General features: G+C 40.6%; 17 protein-coding genes. 8 read left to right on the top strand and 9 right to left on the bottom strand.

Going from position 1 to position 17,245, the window contains the following annotated elements; genetic code table 11:
• Nucleotides 1–173 precede the first annotated feature (173 nt).
• From Q4B79_RS04300 to Q4B79_RS04280, 5 genes are all read left to right on the top strand, one after another.
• Entirely contained in the window at nucleotides 174–3,062 is a 2,889-nt protein-coding gene (locus tag Q4B79_RS04300) for a valine--tRNA ligase (RefSeq protein ID WP_303085198.1), read from the top strand.
• 82 nt (nucleotides 3,063–3,144) lie between these two features.
• Nucleotides 3,145–5,205 (top strand): N-6 DNA methylase, encoded by a 2,061-nt coding sequence (locus tag Q4B79_RS04295; protein WP_303085197.1) that lies wholly within the window; start codon nucleotides 3,145–3,147, stop codon nucleotides 5,203–5,205.
• An 8-nt stretch (nucleotides 5,206–5,213) separates the two neighbouring features.
• Nucleotides 5,214–6,353: a restriction endonuclease subunit S gene (locus tag Q4B79_RS04290; protein WP_303085196.1), complete on the top strand. Its 1,140-nt coding sequence runs from the start codon at nucleotides 5,214–5,216 to the stop codon at nucleotides 6,351–6,353.
• A 129-nt stretch (nucleotides 6,354–6,482) separates the two neighbouring features.
• Nucleotides 6,483–7,604, top strand: a complete 1,122-nt coding sequence (locus Q4B79_RS04285; RefSeq protein ID WP_303085195.1) for an IS256 family transposase — start codon at nucleotides 6,483–6,485, stop codon at nucleotides 7,602–7,604.
• Between the two features lie 9 nt (nucleotides 7,605–7,613).
• Nucleotides 7,614–8,525, top strand: coding sequence for a DUF5655 domain-containing protein (locus tag Q4B79_RS04280; RefSeq protein ID WP_303085194.1), 912 nt, complete (start codon nucleotides 7,614–7,616; stop codon nucleotides 8,523–8,525).
• On the opposite strand, the gene Q4B79_RS04275 is transcribed toward Q4B79_RS04280, so the two are convergent.
• Genes Q4B79_RS04275 through Q4B79_RS04265 form a run of 3 tightly spaced genes read right to left on the bottom strand, consistent with a single transcriptional unit; the run spans nucleotide 8,509 to nucleotide 11,145 of the window.
• Complete coding sequence (locus tag Q4B79_RS04275) at nucleotides 8,509–9,420, bottom strand: histone deacetylase (RefSeq protein WP_303085193.1); 912 nt, start codon at nucleotides 9,418–9,420, stop codon at nucleotides 8,509–8,511. The two genes, Q4B79_RS04280 and Q4B79_RS04275, sit on opposite strands and share 17 nt — an antisense overlap.
• A 9-nt stretch (nucleotides 9,421–9,429) precedes the next feature.
• Nucleotides 9,430–10,470, bottom strand: a complete 1,041-nt coding sequence (locus Q4B79_RS04270) for a hypothetical protein (protein WP_303085192.1) — start codon at nucleotides 10,468–10,470, stop codon at nucleotides 9,430–9,432.
• 15 nt (nucleotides 10,471–10,485) lie between these two features.
• Nucleotides 10,486–11,145: a YbjN domain-containing protein gene (locus tag Q4B79_RS04265; protein WP_303085191.1), complete on the bottom strand. Its 660-nt coding sequence runs from the start codon at nucleotides 11,143–11,145 to the stop codon at nucleotides 10,486–10,488.
• A gap of 262 nt (nucleotides 11,146–11,407) precedes the next feature.
• On the opposite strand from Q4B79_RS04265, the gene ccmA reads away from it, so the two are divergent.
• Together ccmA and Q4B79_RS04255 are read left to right on the top strand one after the other, a co-directional pair.
• Nucleotides 11,408–12,010, top strand: a complete 603-nt coding sequence (gene ccmA / locus Q4B79_RS04260) for a heme ABC exporter ATP-binding protein CcmA (protein ID WP_303085190.1) — start codon at nucleotides 11,408–11,410, stop codon at nucleotides 12,008–12,010.
• Nucleotides 12,007–12,666 (top strand): heme exporter protein CcmB, encoded by a 660-nt coding sequence (locus tag Q4B79_RS04255; protein ID WP_303085189.1) that lies wholly within the window; start codon nucleotides 12,007–12,009, stop codon nucleotides 12,664–12,666. The genes ccmA and Q4B79_RS04255 overlap by 4 nt, the downstream gene beginning before the upstream one ends.
• A 20-nt stretch (nucleotides 12,667–12,686) precedes the next feature.
• Here Q4B79_RS04255 and Q4B79_RS04250 read toward each other — a convergent pair whose 3' ends face one another.
• From Q4B79_RS04250 to tsaD, 5 genes are all read right to left on the bottom strand, one after another.
• Entirely contained in the window at nucleotides 12,687–13,169 is a 483-nt protein-coding gene (locus tag Q4B79_RS04250) for an META domain-containing protein (protein ID WP_303085188.1), read from the bottom strand.
• An 18-nt stretch (nucleotides 13,170–13,187) separates the two neighbouring features.
• Nucleotides 13,188–13,502 (bottom strand): hypothetical protein, encoded by a 315-nt coding sequence (locus tag Q4B79_RS04245; RefSeq protein WP_303085187.1) that lies wholly within the window; start codon nucleotides 13,500–13,502, stop codon nucleotides 13,188–13,190.
• Nucleotides 13,502–13,840, bottom strand: coding sequence for a hypothetical protein (locus tag Q4B79_RS04240; protein WP_303085186.1), 339 nt, complete (start codon nucleotides 13,838–13,840; stop codon nucleotides 13,502–13,504). The genes Q4B79_RS04245 and Q4B79_RS04240 overlap by 1 nt, the downstream gene beginning before the upstream one ends.
• Nucleotides 13,837–14,532 carry a ribulose-phosphate 3-epimerase gene (gene rpe, locus Q4B79_RS04235; RefSeq protein ID WP_303085185.1) on the bottom strand — a complete coding sequence of 232 codons (696 nt, stop codon included), beginning with the start codon at nucleotides 14,530–14,532 and terminating at the stop codon, nucleotides 13,837–13,839. Before rpe ends, Q4B79_RS04240 begins: the two co-directional genes overlap by 4 nt.
• Nucleotides 14,533–14,596: 64 nt before the next feature.
• Nucleotides 14,597–15,631, bottom strand: coding sequence for a tRNA (adenosine(37)-N6)-threonylcarbamoyltransferase complex transferase subunit TsaD (gene tsaD, locus Q4B79_RS04230; RefSeq protein WP_303085184.1), 1,035 nt, complete (start codon nucleotides 15,629–15,631; stop codon nucleotides 14,597–14,599).
• Between the two features lie 64 nt (nucleotides 15,632–15,695).
• Between tsaD and coaE the strand changes: the two genes are divergently transcribed.
• The gene (coaE, locus tag Q4B79_RS04225) at nucleotides 15,696–16,373 is read left to right on the top strand and encodes a dephospho-CoA kinase (RefSeq protein ID WP_303085183.1); all 678 of its coding nucleotides are present in this window, start codon (nucleotides 15,696–15,698) and stop codon (nucleotides 16,371–16,373) included.
• A gap of 241 nt (nucleotides 16,374–16,614) precedes the next feature.
• Here coaE and lysM read toward each other — a convergent pair whose 3' ends face one another.
• A complete protein-coding gene (gene lysM / locus Q4B79_RS04220) occupies nucleotides 16,615–17,094 on the bottom strand; it encodes a peptidoglycan-binding protein LysM (protein ID WP_303085182.1) in 480 nt (159 codons plus the stop codon).
• Nucleotides 17,095–17,245: the final 151 nt, after the last annotated feature.

The raw sequence follows: 17,245 nt of genomic DNA, 5'->3' as shown, positions 1-17,245 counted from the left end.
TGGGTTATTTTAGCACAAATCGCCCATCTTAGGCACACACCCCACCAGACTAGCTGACATACCCAATATTTATGACCGACCAAATACCAACTCTTTATCACTAAAATCCCCAAAACTTCCCAATTCTTATGTTAGAATAGAGCGTATTTTTTACCAAAATTTGGAGCTTTTGCATGAGCACATTAGACAAACTCTCAGCCACTTATAATCCTGTCGAAATCGAAGCAGGCACGTATCAAAACTGGGAAGAAAAGGGCTATTTTAAACCTACCACCGATAAAGAACAGTCGTTTTCGATTGCCTTGCCACCACCAAATGTAACGGGTTCATTACACATGGGACATGGTTTTAACAATACCATCATGGATTCCTTGACCCGCTATCATCGTATGAAAGGCTTTAATACCCTGTGGCAACCGGGGACTGACCATGCAGGTATCGCCACACAAATGGTGGTAGAACGTCAGCTTGGCTTACAAAACATCACACGCCATGACTTGGGTCGAGAAAAATTCTTAGAAAAAGTATGGGAATGGAAAGCCCAATCAGGCGGCACAATCACCCAGCAAATCCGCCGTTTAGGTTCAAGCGTGGACTGGTCTCGTGAACGCTTTACGATGGACGATGATTTATCAGACGTGGTTAAAGAAGTATTTGTGCGTTTGTTTGAGGAAGGCTTGATTTATCGTGGTAAACGCCTAGTCAACTGGGACCCAAAACTACACACCGCTTTGTCCGACCTTGAAGTCGAAAGCAGCGAAGAGCAAGGCTCATTGTGGCATTTTAAATATTTCTTTGCCGATAAATCATTAAAAACTGCTGATGGTAAAGACCATTTGGTTGTGGCAACCACACGTCCTGAAACTTTACTTGGCGATACGGCGGTAGCGGTTCACCCTGAAGATGAGCGTTACGGGCATTTAATTGGTAAAACCATTGTGCTGCCAATTACAGGGCGTGAAGTGCCAATTGTCGCTGATGATTATGTGGAAAAAGACTTCGGTACAGGCTGTGTCAAAATTACCCCTGCTCATGATTTTAATGATTATGAAGTCGGTAAACGCCACAATCTACCGCTTATCAATATTTTTAATATCAATGCTGAAATTTTAGCAGAATTTGATTTCATCAAGAAATCAGATGAAGCGGTTAGTGAACGTATTACTGCACCAAGCGATTATGCAGGATTAGAACGTTTTGAAGCACGTAAAAAATTGGTGGCACAAGCTGAAAGTGAAGGTTGGCTAGAAAAAATCGAGCCTTACACCTTAAAAGCCCCTCGTGGCGACCGTTCTGGCGTGATTGTTGAGCCATTCTTAACTGACCAATGGTATGTCAGAGCAGCAGTATTAGCCAAACCTGCCATTGAAGCAGTACAAGACGGACGCATTAAATTTGTACCAGAACAATATACCAATATGTATATGGCATGGATGCGTGATATTCAAGATTGGTGTATTAGTCGCCAATTATGGTGGGGTCATCGTATTCCTGCGTGGTATGATGATGCAGGCAATATTTATGTGGGACGCAGTGAAGAGGAAGTACGTCAAAAGCACAATTTGGGCGATACCGCATTAAAACAAGATGAAGATGTGTTAGATACTTGGTTCTCATCAGCCTTATGGACATTCTCAACGCTTGGCTGGACTGGCAAAGAAGAGCTTGATTTACAAAATGAAATCTTGCAAAAATTCCACCCAACTTCGGTACTCGTAACAGGCTTTGATATCATTTTCTTCTGGGTTGCCCGTATGATTATGATGACCATGCACTTTGTCAAAGACCAAGACGGCACGCCACAAGTGCCATTTAAAACCGTTTATGTGCATGGTTTGGTGCGTGATAGCGAAGGACAAAAAATGTCCAAATCTAAGGGCAATGTGCTTGACCCATTAGATTTGATTGATGGTATTGATTTGGAAAGTTTGGTTGCCAAGCGTACATCAGGATTGATGAATCCAAAACAAGCCAGCAAAATCGAAAAAGCCACCCGTAAAGAATTTGAAAATGGTATCAATGCCTATGGCACAGATGCGGTGCGATTTACCTTCTGTGCGTTGGCGAATACAGGGCGGGATATTAAATTTGATTTAAAACGCGTTGAAGGCTATCGTAATTTCTGTAATAAAATTTGGAATGCCACAAGATTTGTTTTGATGAATGTGGACGGTAAAGAAATCCACCAAGCGGCAAAACCAGAACTTTGGGAATTGCCAGAACAATGGATTATTAGTCGATTACAAAAAGCAGAATTGGCGGTGAAATTAGCCTTTGAAACTTATCGTTTGGATTTGGCAAGTCAGGCGATTTACGATTTTATTTGGAATGAGTATTGCGATTGGTATGTGGAACTCACCAAACCTGTATTAAATGACCCGAATATTAGCGATGAACGCAAAGCCCAAGTGCGTTATGTATTATTGTCGGTGATGGAAGTAGCATTACGATTAACGCATCCAATTATGCCATTTATTACCGAAGAAATTTGGCAAACACTGACTCCGATGATTGGGCGTGGCGGAGAAAGCATTATGCTTGCTCAATATCCAATCGCTGATGAAAGTCGTATTAACGAGCAAGCCGAAAATGATATGAATTGGCTACAAGGTTTAATTGGGGCGGTGCGAAATATTCGTGGTGAGATGAATTTGGGTAATGCCAAATTATTACCTGTCTTATTGCAAAACATCAATGAGGGCGAAAAAACACAAATTCAAAGAATTGAACCCTTATTTAAAGCCCTTGCCAAAGTAGAAAGTTTGGCGTTTTTAGGTAATGATGAAAAAGCCCCATTGTCATCGTCCAGCGTGGTTGGTGGTGCGGTGGTGCTTGTGCCAATGAAAGGCTTGATTGACCCTGCGGTAGAATTGGCTCGTCTTAATAAAGAGCTAGAAAAACTTACCAAACAATACGACCAAATTGCCAATAAGCTAAATAATGAAGCCTTTGTTGCCAAAGCCCCTGCAAGTGTCGTTTCGGCTGAACGAGAGAAATTGAGTGAGCTTGAAGGGCAGATTGGGAAGGTGAAGGAGAGTATGGGGGAGATTGACGCTCTGTAAGAAGACTGGGCATAATTATGATTGATTATGCCCAATTCCCATCAATTTAAATCTATTATTTAATATTTTAAAAGTGATTAAAATGGCAAAGAAAAAATCTCAAAGTATAGAACCAAATATTGCTGATTTAGCAAATGGTTGGTTGAAAAGCTATGGTTTATCCTATAAGTTAGAACAAGAATCGTTGAATGATGAAATTGATAAAGCCCTGCAATATTATTATTCAAAAAACGGTGGTACAGGTGGAAATCGCCCTGATGTAAAATTACTTTTGCAAGATAATAATACCGATTATTATCCTATTTTGATTGAATATAAAGGTTATGCGGATAAACTTGTTAAATTAGATAAAGATGGCAATGTGGACAATCGCAATGCCAAAAATGAACCCAATTTTACCAATATCAATGGCTATGCGGTTAATGGTGCTGTGCATTATGCCAATGCTTTACTTCATCATACCAGTTATACCCATATTATCGCCATTGGTATGACAGGTGAAAAAGATGAAAAAGGCAATATTCGTCATCAAATTGGCGTATATTATGTTTCAAAATCCAATCTTGGTGTAGGACAAAAAGTTGCTGATTTTAATGACTTTTCATTTTTAGCCAAAGATAATTTTGATAACTTTATTGCACAAGTTAAACAATTATCACTTTCGCCAGATGAATTAGAAAAAATTAAAGAAAAGCGTGAAAAGGAAATTTCCGCCAGCCTAACAAAATTAAATAATGACATTTACCAAAATGAAAAAGGCTTGGGAGAAAATGACCGTGTTTATCTTGTTGCTGCTGCAATTATTGCAACGATTGGCGTTGCTGGTAAGGTAAAACCCCTAGAAAAAGAAGATTTAAAATCCAGTCAAGAAGAAGGCGATAGAGATGGCGATATTATTATCCGAAAAATTAACGCATTTTTTAATGAAAAACAATTGCCACAAGATAAAAAAGAGTTAATCATTCGTACATTATCTAATACACTTTTAACAGATAATATCAACAAAGCACACGATGGTGAAAGCCAATTAAAAAGAGTATTTGCTAAAATTGTAGATGATTTGGGAATTTATTATAAAATTGGTTTAACCACAGATTTTACAGGCAAACTTTTTAATGAAATGTATTCTTGGCTGGGTTTTACCCAAGACAAATTAAATGATGTCGTATTAACACCTGCTTATGTTGCAACATTATTGGCAAAATTAGCAAGGGTTAATAAAGATAGTTTTGTTTGGGATTTTGCCACAGGTTCAGCAGGGCTTTTGGTAGCAGCAATGAATGAAATGCTAAAAGATGCCAGAGAAAATATTCATTCTCCTGATGAGTTACGCAAAAAAGAAGCTCATATCAAAGCCAAACAATTATTGGGGCTAGAATTGTTATCCAGTGTTTATATGCTTGCCATTTTAAATATGATTATGATGGGTGATGGCAGTTCTAATATCATCAACAAAGATTCATTAGTGGATTTTAATGGCAATTATGGGTTTGATAATACGGACGATAAATTCCCTGCGGACGCTTTTGTGTTAAATCCGCCTTATTCCGCCAATGGCAATGGAATGAATTTTGTAGAAACCGCTTTAAATATGATGAATAAAGGCTATGCTGCTATTTTGATTAAAGATACCGCAGGCAATGGCAAAGCACAAGAAATCAATCAGCGTATTTTACAAAAACATACTTTAATTGCCAGCATTAGAATGCCTCTTGATTTATTTATTGGCAAGTCAAGCGTGCAAACCCATATCTATGTTTTTAAAGTGGGTGAAAAACATCACGCTGATGAAATGGTTAAATTTATTGATTTTAGTAATGATGGTTATGCTCGTTCGGACAGAAAAAAATCTACCAATAATTTAAAAGACATCAATAATGCCAAAGAACGCTATGAAGAAGTGGTGAATTTGGTGCGTTTTGGTAAATCAAAATTAAAATTATTGACCGAAAAAGAATATTTTGAAGGCACGATTGACCCAAAAAATGGGGCAGATTGGAACCAGTCAGCACCCATAGATGGCAAACCAACGCTTGATGATTTTGAAAAAACCGTCAAAGAGTATTTGGCGTGGGAAGTGGCAAACATCATCAAAACACAATCCAATATCGGTGATGAAATAAAAAAGCACAAACCCATTTAATCCAAGAATTGCAACAGGTTAAATGGGCGGAATTTGAGTTGCAGGAATTGTTTGATATTAGCACTTCCAAAAGTGTAGATAAAGGAAAATTAGATATTTCTGATAAAAAATCTGATTTTGATTTTATTGGGAGAACATCTTTAAATAATGGTGTTCAGGGTTTTATAGAAGAATTAGATTTTTCAGCTAATCCAAAAAATACTTTTTCACTTACTCAAATAGGAAAAAATGTTTGTCAATTTAGAAATAGACAATGGTATGCTAGTCAAAATATATTTTTACTATCACCAAAAAATGTACAAGCAGTAGAAAATTATAATTTTCTTAACTCTGTTATCAATTTCCTATTAAAAAAATATGGTGATGGCTATACAGATTATCCTACACTAAACAAACTAAAAACAGACAAAATTTTTCTCCCAATAAAACAAAATTCTGATTTGGATAAAATTAGCCAAATTGATTTTGAATTTATGGAGAAATTTATTAGCGAAATTGAGAATGAACGCTTGGCACGGCTCAATGAACATCTACGAGAAGTAGGTTTAATAGACTGCACCTTGACCGATGATGAATGGCGAGTATTAAATGAGTTTCAGTCAGATAATATTGATTGGGCTGAATATAAAATGAGCGATTTATTTGAAAAAATCAAAACCAAAAAATTACCCTATCCAGCCAAAAGTTTACCCAAAGAACCAACTGATGATTATGTTTTACCTTGCTTGACTTCCAGTTTTCAAAATCAAGGGCTTAATTACTTTACTCCTACGGATAATGCAACGATTTTAAAAAATGTGATTTCTATTCCATCTAATAGCGATGTGTATAGAGCCTATTTTCAATCTCGTGATTTTACGGTATTATCCGATGCCTATGCGATAAAATGGAAATATGATGATAAACAATATGATGCCAAATTATTTTTGTTTATGGTGGCAAGTATCAATCAAGTAACCGATTTGCCAATTTATTCTTATAAAAATAAATTGGGCGGGTGGAATGTGGTTAAGGATAAATATATTCAATTGCCTACAAAAGATAATGCACCAGATATTGAAAAAATGCAAACGCTGATTTTGGCATTACAGAAGTATTTGATTAAAGATGTGGTTGAGTATGTGAATGGTAAGATAAAATCCCCCTAACCACCCCAAACACCCCACTATGCCCCTGCACAATGACATCAATATCAGGGGCATAGCAAAAAATCCATTTGCCAACCCATTAAATATTTGTTAAAATAAAATTTTTATTTTTTTAAATAATGGTGTTTTATGTCCAAACAAATTCCAGAACATATCATTTTAGAATTGCTAAAAGATTGTAAAAATAACCAAGATTTATTAGGTGAAAACGGACTTTTAGCAAATTTACATAGTCAAATTATGGATTATGCTATTAAAATTGGCTTAAATGCACCATTAGAAGGTATAGACGATGATGACCATTCTGATTATGCTTTTTTAAAATCGCTTAATTTAACCCAAAAACAAGCCATTGAATTAAAAGATGAAATTATTTCTTTATATTCAAGAGGCATGATAAAAACAGATATCCAAGCTCATTTTTCAGCATCACAAAACATTCATTTAACAACTCGTCATATTAATAGTATTATTAATAAAAGTGAGTCGGAAATGGAATTATGGAGAGGCAGAGAATTGGACTCAATTTACCCGATTGTATATTTAGATGCAATGCGGATTTTGGTAAAAGAAAATAATATTCAAAGAAATAAATCTGTACATATTGTTCTGGGCATTAATCTAGAAGGACGCAAAGAAGTTTTGGGACTATGGATAGCTCATCGTGAAAAATCGGATATATGGGCAAATATATTAACGGAATTAAAAAATAGGGGGGTTAAAGATATTTTTATTGTATGTTGTGATAACTTATCGGGACTGACAAAATCAATTAAATCGCTTTATCCACATTCGCAAATTCAGTTATGTGTTTTACATCAAAAAAGAGCCAGCCTAGCCTGTGTTGCCAAAAAAGACAAAAAGATATTATCAAATGATTTGGCAATGATATATACTGCCCCAACATTACAGATTGCAGAAAAAAGATTAAGCGAAATGGCAGAAAAGTGGCAAGAAAATTATCCAGCAATGGTAAAATCTTGGTATCACAATTGGGAGAATTTAACACCATTTTATGAGTATATTCCAGAGCTTAGAAAAGTTTTATATACAACCAATATGATTGAAAGCTTGAACTCTCAATTAAGGAAAGTTGCAAAAAAAGAAAGGGTATTTGGGAGCGACCAAATTGCTTTAAACGCACTGTATTTATATTTAGAAGTTGCTAGAAAAAAGTGGACAATGCCCATTGCTCATTGGCAGTTAATACTCAATCAATTTAAGTTATTATTTGAAGAAAGACTTTTATAGGAAACAGCAATGCAATTATTTTATACCCAAAATAACACCCTAACACCCCTATCAGAAACGCCTTTTCTGTTAGAAAAAGACATTCAAGCCTTATGCGAACAAAATTTATCACAAATTAGTGAATTGGTTTTTGTCAAATCTGAATTTAGCATTAAAAATAAACGCATTGACACATTGGCACATGACCCAGAAAATAACAGCTTTGTGATTATTGAATATAAAAGAAATAAAAATTACAGCGTGGTTGACCAAGGGGTTTCTTATTTAAATTTAATGCTAGAATATAAAGCAGAATTTATCATTGAATATAATGAAAGTCTTAATCAAAATTTAAAACGAGACGATGTGGATTGGTCACAAAGCAAAATTGTTTTTGTTGCTCCAAGTTTTACCGATGACCAAAAACAATCCACCAATTTTAAGGATTTTGCCATTGAATTATGGGAAATTAAACGCTTTAATGACATTATCATAATTAACCCAATCAGAAAAAGCAAATCCGCTCCAAGTATCAAACAAATTAAACCCAAAGAAATTAGTGATGATAATGAGCTTATTAACATTATTAAAGAAGTGAAAACTTATGATGAAGAATATCATTTGGAAAATAAATATGATGATGTTAAAGAATTATATCAAGAATTTAGAACCGCCATTTTAGATTTGGCGGACAATATAGAAATAAAAACCACCAAAGTGTATATTGGCTTTAAAACCAAAAATAACATTTGCTCCATTGCAATTTTAAAAAATGAATTGAAACTTTGGATAAATGCCAAATATGGCGATTTAAAAGACGAAAAAGGTTTGTCTCGCGATGTGAGTAATATTGGGCATCACGGATTGGGCGATTATGAATTAAAAATAAGCAATAATCAAAATAAAGAATATGTGATGAGTTTGATTAGGCAGGTGATTTGAATAAGTTGTAAGCTACGCTAAACACCACACTATGCCCCGCCACAATCACCCCTACATCAGGGGCGTAGCCACCGCCCATTGTTACCGCCATTGGGATTTGCCGATGAAACATCGTCTCCACCACAAACCGCTCTCGCTCATATAGCCCATTCATCGTTAAGTTTATCCGTCCAAGCCTATCTTCCGCCAGCACATCTACCCCCGCTTGATAAAAGACAAAATCAGGTTTAAAGTCATCAAGCACTTTGGGCAAATGGTATTTTAACAGCGACAAATAGTCATCATCGCCCGTCCCATCAGGTAGGTTGATGTCCAAATCGGATTTGGGTTTGTGATAGGGATAATTTTTCTCGCCGTGCATACTCATCACAAAGACATCATCATTGTCCGCCATAATGGACGCATTGCCGTTGCCTTGATGGACATCTAAATCAAGGATTAAAATGCGGTTGGCAAGCCCTTCTTTTAAAAGCACATTACTCGCCACACAAATGTCATTTAAAATACAAAAGCCTTCGCCACTATCGGCAAAGGCGTGGTGCGTACCGCCCGAAGTAGACAGGCTAATGCCGTCATTTAAGGCAAATTTGGCACATTCGATGGTTGCCCCCACCACCAGCCGTTCACGGTCTATCAGGGCTTTGCTCATTGGCAAGCCAATTTTACGGCACTCTTTGGGCGATAAGGTCAGATTATCAAGGGCGTGCCAATACTCCGCCGTGTGCGTGATTAAAATCTCGTCCACGCTTGCCATTGTTGGCACAAAAAACTGGGAAGGCTTAGCGATACCGTCCGCAATCAGTTTTTTGGGCAACAAGTCATATTTTGCCATCGGAAAACGGTGTCCGTCTGGCAAAGGCAGGGCAAATTCGGGGCAATGGGCGATTTTAACCATAACACACCGTTAAGGCAATTCCAAACGATACGACACCTTGTACTCCCCTTCGTCTTGGACGGTTACTTTAAAATCCACAGGGGTCATTTTTTGCCAATTTTGCCATTTGTCCCAGCCTTGAAACAAATGGGGGCTGTATTTGGTGGCATCTACAAGCTGGGGAACTTTTTGATAATATTTATTGTATAAAGCTTGATTGGGAGCAATCCCCAAGTTGGCATTGCCCCCTTGTTTTAAAATGATTGCCAAACTCATCATCGCCCATTCATCTTCGGCATTGGCGGCAGCCTGCAATAATTGCCCTGCCAATTTTGGGTCAATGACGGTTTTACTGTCATCTCTACCCAATTCGGCAAAACCGTTTCTCTCTTGCTCTTTCCATAAAATCGCCAACTGGTATTGGGCGTGCGGATAGCCTTCTTTGGCTAAGGCAATGAGTTCATCACTGTATATCTCGGCATATTCATCAAAATACGATTGATATTTTGGTTGTCTGCTGTGCGGTTTGTCATAAATGATATAATCCAGCGTCAGATAAGGCGTGTTTTGTTCATCATAATGCACTTGCCCATAAAAGATGGCTTTGTCATTGTCGTGCAAGGAAGGAAATTTGGCAAGTTTGGCGTTCAACTTGGCAAGCCCACATTGGTAAGTCAAATCAGGCAAAACATTGATGGCTTGTGTGTCATTTTTGATATAAAGTTGCTCGCCATTTTTAATCAAATTGCCATACACCGCCACTTTGGTCGTGTCAGGTAATTTCCCCACCTTATCAATCGGCGTGCGTGCCAAGCCTTGATAATCAGCACTTAATGGCGAAATGTTGTGCATCGTGTTGTAATATGACCCCATATTGGTGGTGAGATGATGTGGGGTCTTTTTGCAGGTCTTGTTGAATTTTGCATTGTCATATAATGCTTTTGGTAGCATTAAGGCACTAACTGCTAATATCGCAGGGGCAACAATCACCGCATTGCCTGTATTAGCGGACGCAATGTTTGAATGAAGTAAAGCGGTTAGGCTTAGGGCGATTAGGGGGAGTTTTTTCATCAATCATCCTAAAAATTATTGGGTGGTTTGGGTGGGCAAAAAGAAAGTGCGTTTTTCGTCATCAACTACCGCTCGTACTTCATCGCCCACGTCAATATAATCCCCTGCAAATTGGCTCGGCTCATCGTCCGCCAGCACAATGTGCATGATGTTTCGTGCCACTTCGGTCAAGCCCGCCACCGCTTGCAAATAACAACCAAGCGCCTTATCACTTAGCGGACTAAACTCCACATCAAACGCCACTTTGGCACGCACTTCGCCATCGGTGGGGTCAAATTCAATCCCACCAAACCCCACATTCATGTTCATCTTGGCAAGCTCCATCAGCATGGCAGTATAATGACTGACTGGCACGCTATTTTCAAGGATACCGAATATCGTTACCAGCTGGTTTTCTTCATTAATGCGAAACACGCACGTCCAATCATTTTCACGGTCGCTAAATCCCATGATAAGATGATGGATATGCCCCTCGCTGGGGGTGCGGTGGTCGTATTTCCAGTCCTGCTTGTCAAGCCACGTCATGATTTGGCTGGTAATGGGGTGGGCGTTTTTGGTGGCTGATACCCCCTCATTTTTTGGGCGAACGTCCCTCGTCCCTGTATTGGCAAGCTCACTTTTGGTTTGATTGTCCGTTTGGGGTTTTGCAAATAAACTTTTAATTTTTTTAAACATCTTTATTACCACAACATAGATACCATCGTTTAGCATAGCAAAAAATGGACATTTTAAAAAGCCTTTTTACAATAAAAGATTGGAGCATACCAAACCGTGATCATATTATTTACAAATTGGCAATGATTTAGAAATATTTTCAGTATTTTATATTAAAAATTCGACACGCCCCAAAATCCCATGTAAAAACACCATTAACATAAAGTCAATTTCAATTTACCCCAAAATTTGATATGATAACGTTTTATTTATTGTGTGTGTTATGGGCGATTCAGCGATTTTAAGCCTTGATGATGTGAGCGTGGGGCGTGGCGATTTTGTGTTGTGCGAGCAGGTCAATCTGACCTTGTTGGCAGGGGACATTTGCCATTTGATTGGCGAGAACGGACTTGGCAAAACCACCCTATTAAACCAAATCGCAGGACTGCTCCCCACCCCACACGGACACATCACCAAATCCAAATTGGTGTACGTCTCGCACCAGCTTGGCATTAGCCCTGCCTTGACTGTCGCCCAAAATTTACGATTTTTACTCGCCCTATACGACATACAAACGGACGATGAGATGATAGATACCGCCCTTGACATGGTGGGGCTGTATGGTTTGGGCGATACATCAAGCGTGCAGTTATCAGCAGGACAAAAACGGCGAATTGGTTTGGCACGACTATTCATCATGACCCCAACTCATGCCCCCTTATGGCTACTGGACGAGCCTTTGACTGCCCTAGATGTGAGCATGGTGGGTAAATTAGAACAGCGTATGCAAGAATTTGCCAAAGCAGGTGGGGCAGTACTTGCCACAAGCCACCAAGCCATGCAAGGGGCAAATAAACGCTTAGATTTGGCGGAGTTCGCCCAATGAAAGAGTTACTACGCCGAGAATGGCACATCAAACGACAAGGAGCGGTATCGTGGCTATATCCACTCGTACTATTCTTACTCATCATTACGCTATTTCCGCTTGCCATTGGGGCTGAACCTGCCACACTTTTACGTCTGGCAAGTTCGGCGGTGTGGATAGCGGTGTTATTGTCGCTTGTCATGGGCATTGAAGAATTGTTTCGCCCCGATTTTGACAATGGCACCCTTGCCCAGCTTGTCGTATCAGGTGCGTCCGTCCCCACATGGGTCGCGGTCAGGCTGTGGGTGCATTGGCTGTTTAGTGCAGGATTTGTGGCGGTGTTGTCTTTTTTGGCAATTCCATTATTCAACCTACCCACAAATGACGCACTCATGCTCGCCCTGTCGATTGTGGTGGGGTCGCCCATGCTTCTCATGCTGTCCGCCATCGCAAGCTCACTCACACTCACACTCAAAAACGGGGCGGTACTCGTCCCACTCATCGCCCTACCCATGCAACTGCCTGTGCTGATTTTCGCGACAGGGGCAGTCGATTTGCACAGTACGGGACTAAACGGTTTGCCAACACTTGCCCTACTTGGGGCGGGGAGTATTTTAGCGGTGATTATCTCACCTTTTGTGATTGCTGGTATTTTAAAAATGGCGTGGGCGGATTAAATACAAATCATCGCCCACATCTAAAATGATGAGACTTTTGTCAGTCGATAAACCTTATCGCCAACTTGGATACCAAGAAACACCTTTCCTGATGACGAGCTTTCATATAAAGTCATCTGTCCGCCCAGCAAACTACTTGCCAAATTATCCAACGCCATCAGTGTCTCATCGCACATCATGCGAGTAGACATGGGTCTGTCAATGCTTAGTTGTGATGACACCCGATAGCCAGCTTTGATGTTGTTGCAACCATTTACCACAGAGACCACGCCATCATCAAAGTGCAATTTTAATGCTTGATTATCACTCCCCACAAGTGAGCTATCTTGTAATTGCCATACACCACTTAAAGCCTGTGCCGTCATGGGTAATACTTGATAATCCCCTCCCAAATCCTGCATGTGGACTTGTGTTTGTTGAATATCGCTACTTTTTTGGATATCATTGCTTTGACAAGCGGTTAAAAACAATATCGCCAATACGCCAACGTGGATAATTTTCATCTTTGCACTCCAAAAATCTTAACGCCAATAGCGAAGTTTTGCCATCATAAACAGTAGCCCCACAAACATTCCCAAATAATACGCCATTCGCACATCAAAGGTATCATCACGGTATTTGATAGGCATACTCACCAAAGCGGTACAACTGGGAATTAAAAACAAATACAGCACCCAATTTTCCAAAACATGTAGCCAGCCCTGCACGCTGTTGCCCTGCCCATAGCGATAAGCGGACAAACTCATGAGCATGATGATGACCACCAATGCCAAAATCAAGCCTTTGGGAATGTCTTTGGGGACAAAGCGGTCGGGCAATATGTTGGTAATTTTCATCAGCTATACCGCCCCATAATCGTCAAAATCGCCACGCACGAAATCAAAAACCCAAGCGTTAGAGCGTTGCGAGTTTGGATGTTAGTGCCTTGAAATTTGTTGGATAATTTTGCCCCACCCACAAACAAACTTGGCACAACAATCATAAAAAACGACACCACCACAGAGGCATGACGCACCACCGCACCGACATCATGCCCTGCCAGTAAGCGAAAACCATAACCCGCCAATGCCAAAATCAAGGCAAACACCCCAAGCCCAATGGTGAGCCCAATAGGAACAAGGCTTGGGCGAGCGTTTGGGGAAATGGGGTTTGGGGTTTGACCAGATTCGCTCATGACGCACGCACCGACTGGGCAAGCTCATCACGCATACTGTCAATCACCGCTTTATAATCAGGCTGACTAAAAATCGCCGACCCCGCCACAAACATATCCACGCCAGCGTCCGCAATGGCACGGATGTTGGTAGGGTTCACGCCACCGTCAATCTCCAAGCGAATATCCAGCCCACGCTCATCAATCATCTTTCGCACCGCACGCACTTTATCAAGCGTAAAGTCGATGAACTTTTGACCGCCAAAACCGGGATTCACGCTCATGATGAGAATCTGGTCGAGTTTGTCAATGGTATAATCGAGATAATGTAAAGGCGTGGCAGGGTTAAATACCAAACCACATTTGACCCCACTATCTTTGATGAGTTGTAAACTTCTGTCAATATGCTCGCTTGCTTCTGGATGGAAAGTGATGATGTCTGCCCCTGCTTTGATAAATTCCTCAATCATTCTATCAACAGGTTTTACCATCAAATGCACATCAATCGGAGCGGTAATGCCATAATCTTTTAATGCCTTACAAACCATCGCCCCAAAGGTGAGATTTGGCACATAGTGATTGTCCATCACGTCAAAATGCACCACGTCCGCCCCAGCATCTAGCACCGCTTGGGTGCCCTCGCCCAAACGAGCAAAATCCGCCGACAAAATCGAAGGGGCGATTAAAAATTGTTGCTTAGGTAAAATTTTCATAATCAATCATAAATGATAGGTAAAGTTGGCGTATCATAGCAGATTTTGGGTAAAATTGCGATGGCTAAACTGCCTCCAAACTCTCCATGCTCCATCTTGGCACACAAGACACACCCAAATCATCTGCCCCACCCATTTTTAGGCGACAGTAGCCAGCATAGGCAATCATCGCCCCATTATCGGTACACAGATGTAATGGTGCGTAATGCACATGAGCATTTATCCTTGATAAAGATTTTTCAAGTTCGGTGCGTAGCGTTTGATTGGCAGATACACCCCCTGCAATGACCAATTTGTCAAGCCCTGTTTCATTTAGGGCTTTGGTGCATTTTTTGACCAACGTATCCACTACGGCATATTGAAAGCTAGCGGCAATATCCGCCCTGATGGCAGGGTCATCATCACTACCCTTTGTGTCTTTGATGAGGTTATGGACGGCGGTTTTCATGCCGCTAAAACTAAAATCCAAACCACGAGAGAGTATGGGACGTGGCAACTCATAAGCACGAGGGTTGCCATCTTTGGCAAGTCTCTCTACGTTAGGACCTCCTGGATAGGGCAAGCGAAGCATCTTGGCAGTTTTATCAAAGCACTCTCCCACCGCATCATCGATGGATTCGCCCAAGATGGTGTACCGCCCCACGCCATCGGCACGCACCAGCATGGTATGACCGCCTGAGACAAGCAGGCACACAAAAGGAAATGCTAGTCCACCATGCTCAATCATTGGAGCAAGCAAATGCCCCTCCATGTGATGAACACCGATGGCAGGCACGCCCAACGCATAAGCCAGCGTCCGCCCAAATAACGCCCCTGTCATTAACGCCCCAATCAAGCCCGGTCCTTTGGTATAGGCGACCGCATCAATTTCATGCTTGTCAAGCTTGGCTTTATCAAGCAGTTCGTGCAGTAGTGGCACTAATTTACGAATATGGTCTCGACTGGCAAGCTCTGGCACCACGCCACCATACATGGCATGTAGCTCAATTTGGCTGTACAAAACCTGAGCAAGCACACCGCCCTTACCGTCATTGAGTTCGCTATCATAAATGGCAAGCCCTGTCTCATCACAGGAGGTTTCTAAACCTAAAATTTTCATAATACATCATCTTAAATTTTTATCCATTATATCATTTTATTGGCTTTATTTGACAGGATTGTGTATGATGGTATTTTTATCCATCAAAACCATCATGACAAACCCAAATAACAAACTCATCATCGGACTGACAGGCGGTATCGGTAGCGGAAAAACTGCGGTCAGCGATTATTTTGCCACGCTTGGCATTGATGTGGTGGACGCTGATGTCATTAGCCACACCATTACCGCCAAAGGCTCGCCCATCATCACAACTCTACAAGAGGCTTTCGGATGCGACATCGCCCCAAATGGCGAACTCAACCGCCCTCGCCTACGCCAAATGGTCTTTAACGACCCTGATAAACTTGCCAAACTAAACGCCATCATGCACCCTGCCATCAGAGAGCAAATACATCAAGAACTCGCCCACACCACAAGCCCTTACGCCATCTTATCAGCCCCTCTACTTTTAGAAAGTATAAAAACCAATGGCAATATCATCACAGACAGAGGTCTAACCGCCTTTTGCAGTCGCATACTGGTTGTGGACGTACCCACCGATGTTCAAATCCATCGTGCCAAACAGAGAGATGATCAGAACGAAGAAGGTATTTTAGCCATCATCAAAAAGCAAATCGACCGAAAAAATCGTCTCTCTTATGCCGATGATGTCATTGGTAATTCAGGGAATTTAGATGATTTATATCGTCAAATCAATCAGTTACATCAAAAATACTTATTTTTGGCAAATGCTTTGTAGGCATTGGCTTACACGCATTGACGATTTTTGCGTATTTTCTTGGTGGGTAAGTTTTGGCATAATACACACATCAGCAAGGAGATGGCAAACGGATAAGCCGACATGGAAGAATGCTGATACGATGGACGATCCTACGGATAGAGCAGGTAGTAACCCCATAAAACCACAAACTCCCCCAAGTTTGTGGTTTTGCTTTTTTGCCCAAATAAAAACACCTTGAATATCAAGGTGTTTAGTGTATTTAGGCAGGAATGCGAAGCACTTGACCTGGATAAATCTTGTTGGGGTCGCTAAGTAGCGGACGGTTTGCCTCAAAGATTTTGTTGTATTCGTTAGCATTGCCGTACATTTCTTTGGCGATTTTGGATAAGGTGTCGCCTGATTTGACAGTATAAAAACGTGATTCTGGTTCAGGAGTGGCAACGGTCATGTTATCCTCAACCTGAGCAACGTACTGCACGTTACCTGCTGCCAACACTGCTTTTTCACGGTCGGCTTGGGAAGCTGCCACACCTGATAGTACCACAGTGTCAGTATTGCCGTTGTAGCTGACTTTTAGACCCTCAACTTTGGCATTGGCTTGAACGCGAGCAAGTAGCAAATTGGCAATCTCCTGAGCATTAGGCTCGGCAGGTGCTGATGGGGCTTGGGTAGCCTCCTCTTTTTTGTCTCGGTTAAATACTTTATCGCCGATGTCTTTGGCAAAACTAAAAATACCCATAAAAAACCTCCGTAAAAATAAATGAGACGCTTCATTATCTTAGTACAAAATCCCAAAATTTGCACTGGATTTTTGCATAAAATTGTTATGTTTTGTAATGTCGTCTTAACGCCATGTGTTCCATCCGCAAAAAACCATCTCAAAATGAGAT

The organism is Moraxella sp. (assembly GCF_030525845.1).
Taxonomy (GTDB): Bacteria; Pseudomonadota; Gammaproteobacteria; order Pseudomonadales; family Moraxellaceae; genus Moraxella.
This window is presented reverse-complemented; position numbering and strand designations above follow the sequence as displayed.

Coding starts and splice junctions, on each gene's coding strand:
- Q4B79_RS04300 (WP_303085198.1), top strand. CDS start 174: ATGAGCACATTAGACAAACTCTCAGCCACTTATAATCCTGTCGAAATC.
- Q4B79_RS04295 (WP_303085197.1), top strand. CDS start 3,145: ATGGCAAAGAAAAAATCTCAAAGTATAGAACCAAATATTGCTGATTTA.
- Q4B79_RS04285 (WP_303085195.1), top strand. CDS start 6,483: ATGTCCAAACAAATTCCAGAACATATCATTTTAGAATTGCTAAAAGAT.
- Q4B79_RS04280 (WP_303085194.1), top strand. CDS start 7,614: ATGCAATTATTTTATACCCAAAATAACACCCTAACACCCCTATCAGAA.
- Q4B79_RS04275 (WP_303085193.1), bottom strand. CDS start 9,420: ATGGTTAAAATCGCCCATTGCCCCGAATTTGCCCTGCCTTTGCCAGAC.
- Q4B79_RS04270 (WP_303085192.1), bottom strand. CDS start 10,470: ATGAAAAAACTCCCCCTAATCGCCCTAAGCCTAACCGCTTTACTTCAT.
- Q4B79_RS04265 (WP_303085191.1), bottom strand. CDS start 11,145: ATGTTTAAAAAAATTAAAAGTTTATTTGCAAAACCCCAAACGGACAAT.
- ccmA (WP_303085190.1), top strand. CDS start 11,408: ATGGGCGATTCAGCGATTTTAAGCCTTGATGATGTGAGCGTGGGGCGT.
- Q4B79_RS04255 (WP_303085189.1), top strand. CDS start 12,007: ATGAAAGAGTTACTACGCCGAGAATGGCACATCAAACGACAAGGAGCG.
- Q4B79_RS04250 (WP_303085188.1), bottom strand. CDS start 13,169: ATGAAAATTATCCACGTTGGCGTATTGGCGATATTGTTTTTAACCGCT.
- Q4B79_RS04245 (WP_303085187.1), bottom strand. CDS start 13,502: ATGAAAATTACCAACATATTGCCCGACCGCTTTGTCCCCAAAGACATT.
- Q4B79_RS04240 (WP_303085186.1), bottom strand. CDS start 13,840: ATGAGCGAATCTGGTCAAACCCCAAACCCCATTTCCCCAAACGCTCGC.
- rpe (WP_303085185.1), bottom strand. CDS start 14,532: ATGAAAATTTTACCTAAGCAACAATTTTTAATCGCCCCTTCGATTTTG.
- tsaD (WP_303085184.1), bottom strand. CDS start 15,631: ATGAAAATTTTAGGTTTAGAAACCTCCTGTGATGAGACAGGGCTTGCC.
- coaE (WP_303085183.1), top strand. CDS start 15,696: ATGATGGTATTTTTATCCATCAAAACCATCATGACAAACCCAAATAAC.
- lysM (WP_303085182.1), bottom strand. CDS start 17,094: ATGGGTATTTTTAGTTTTGCCAAAGACATCGGCGATAAAGTATTTAAC.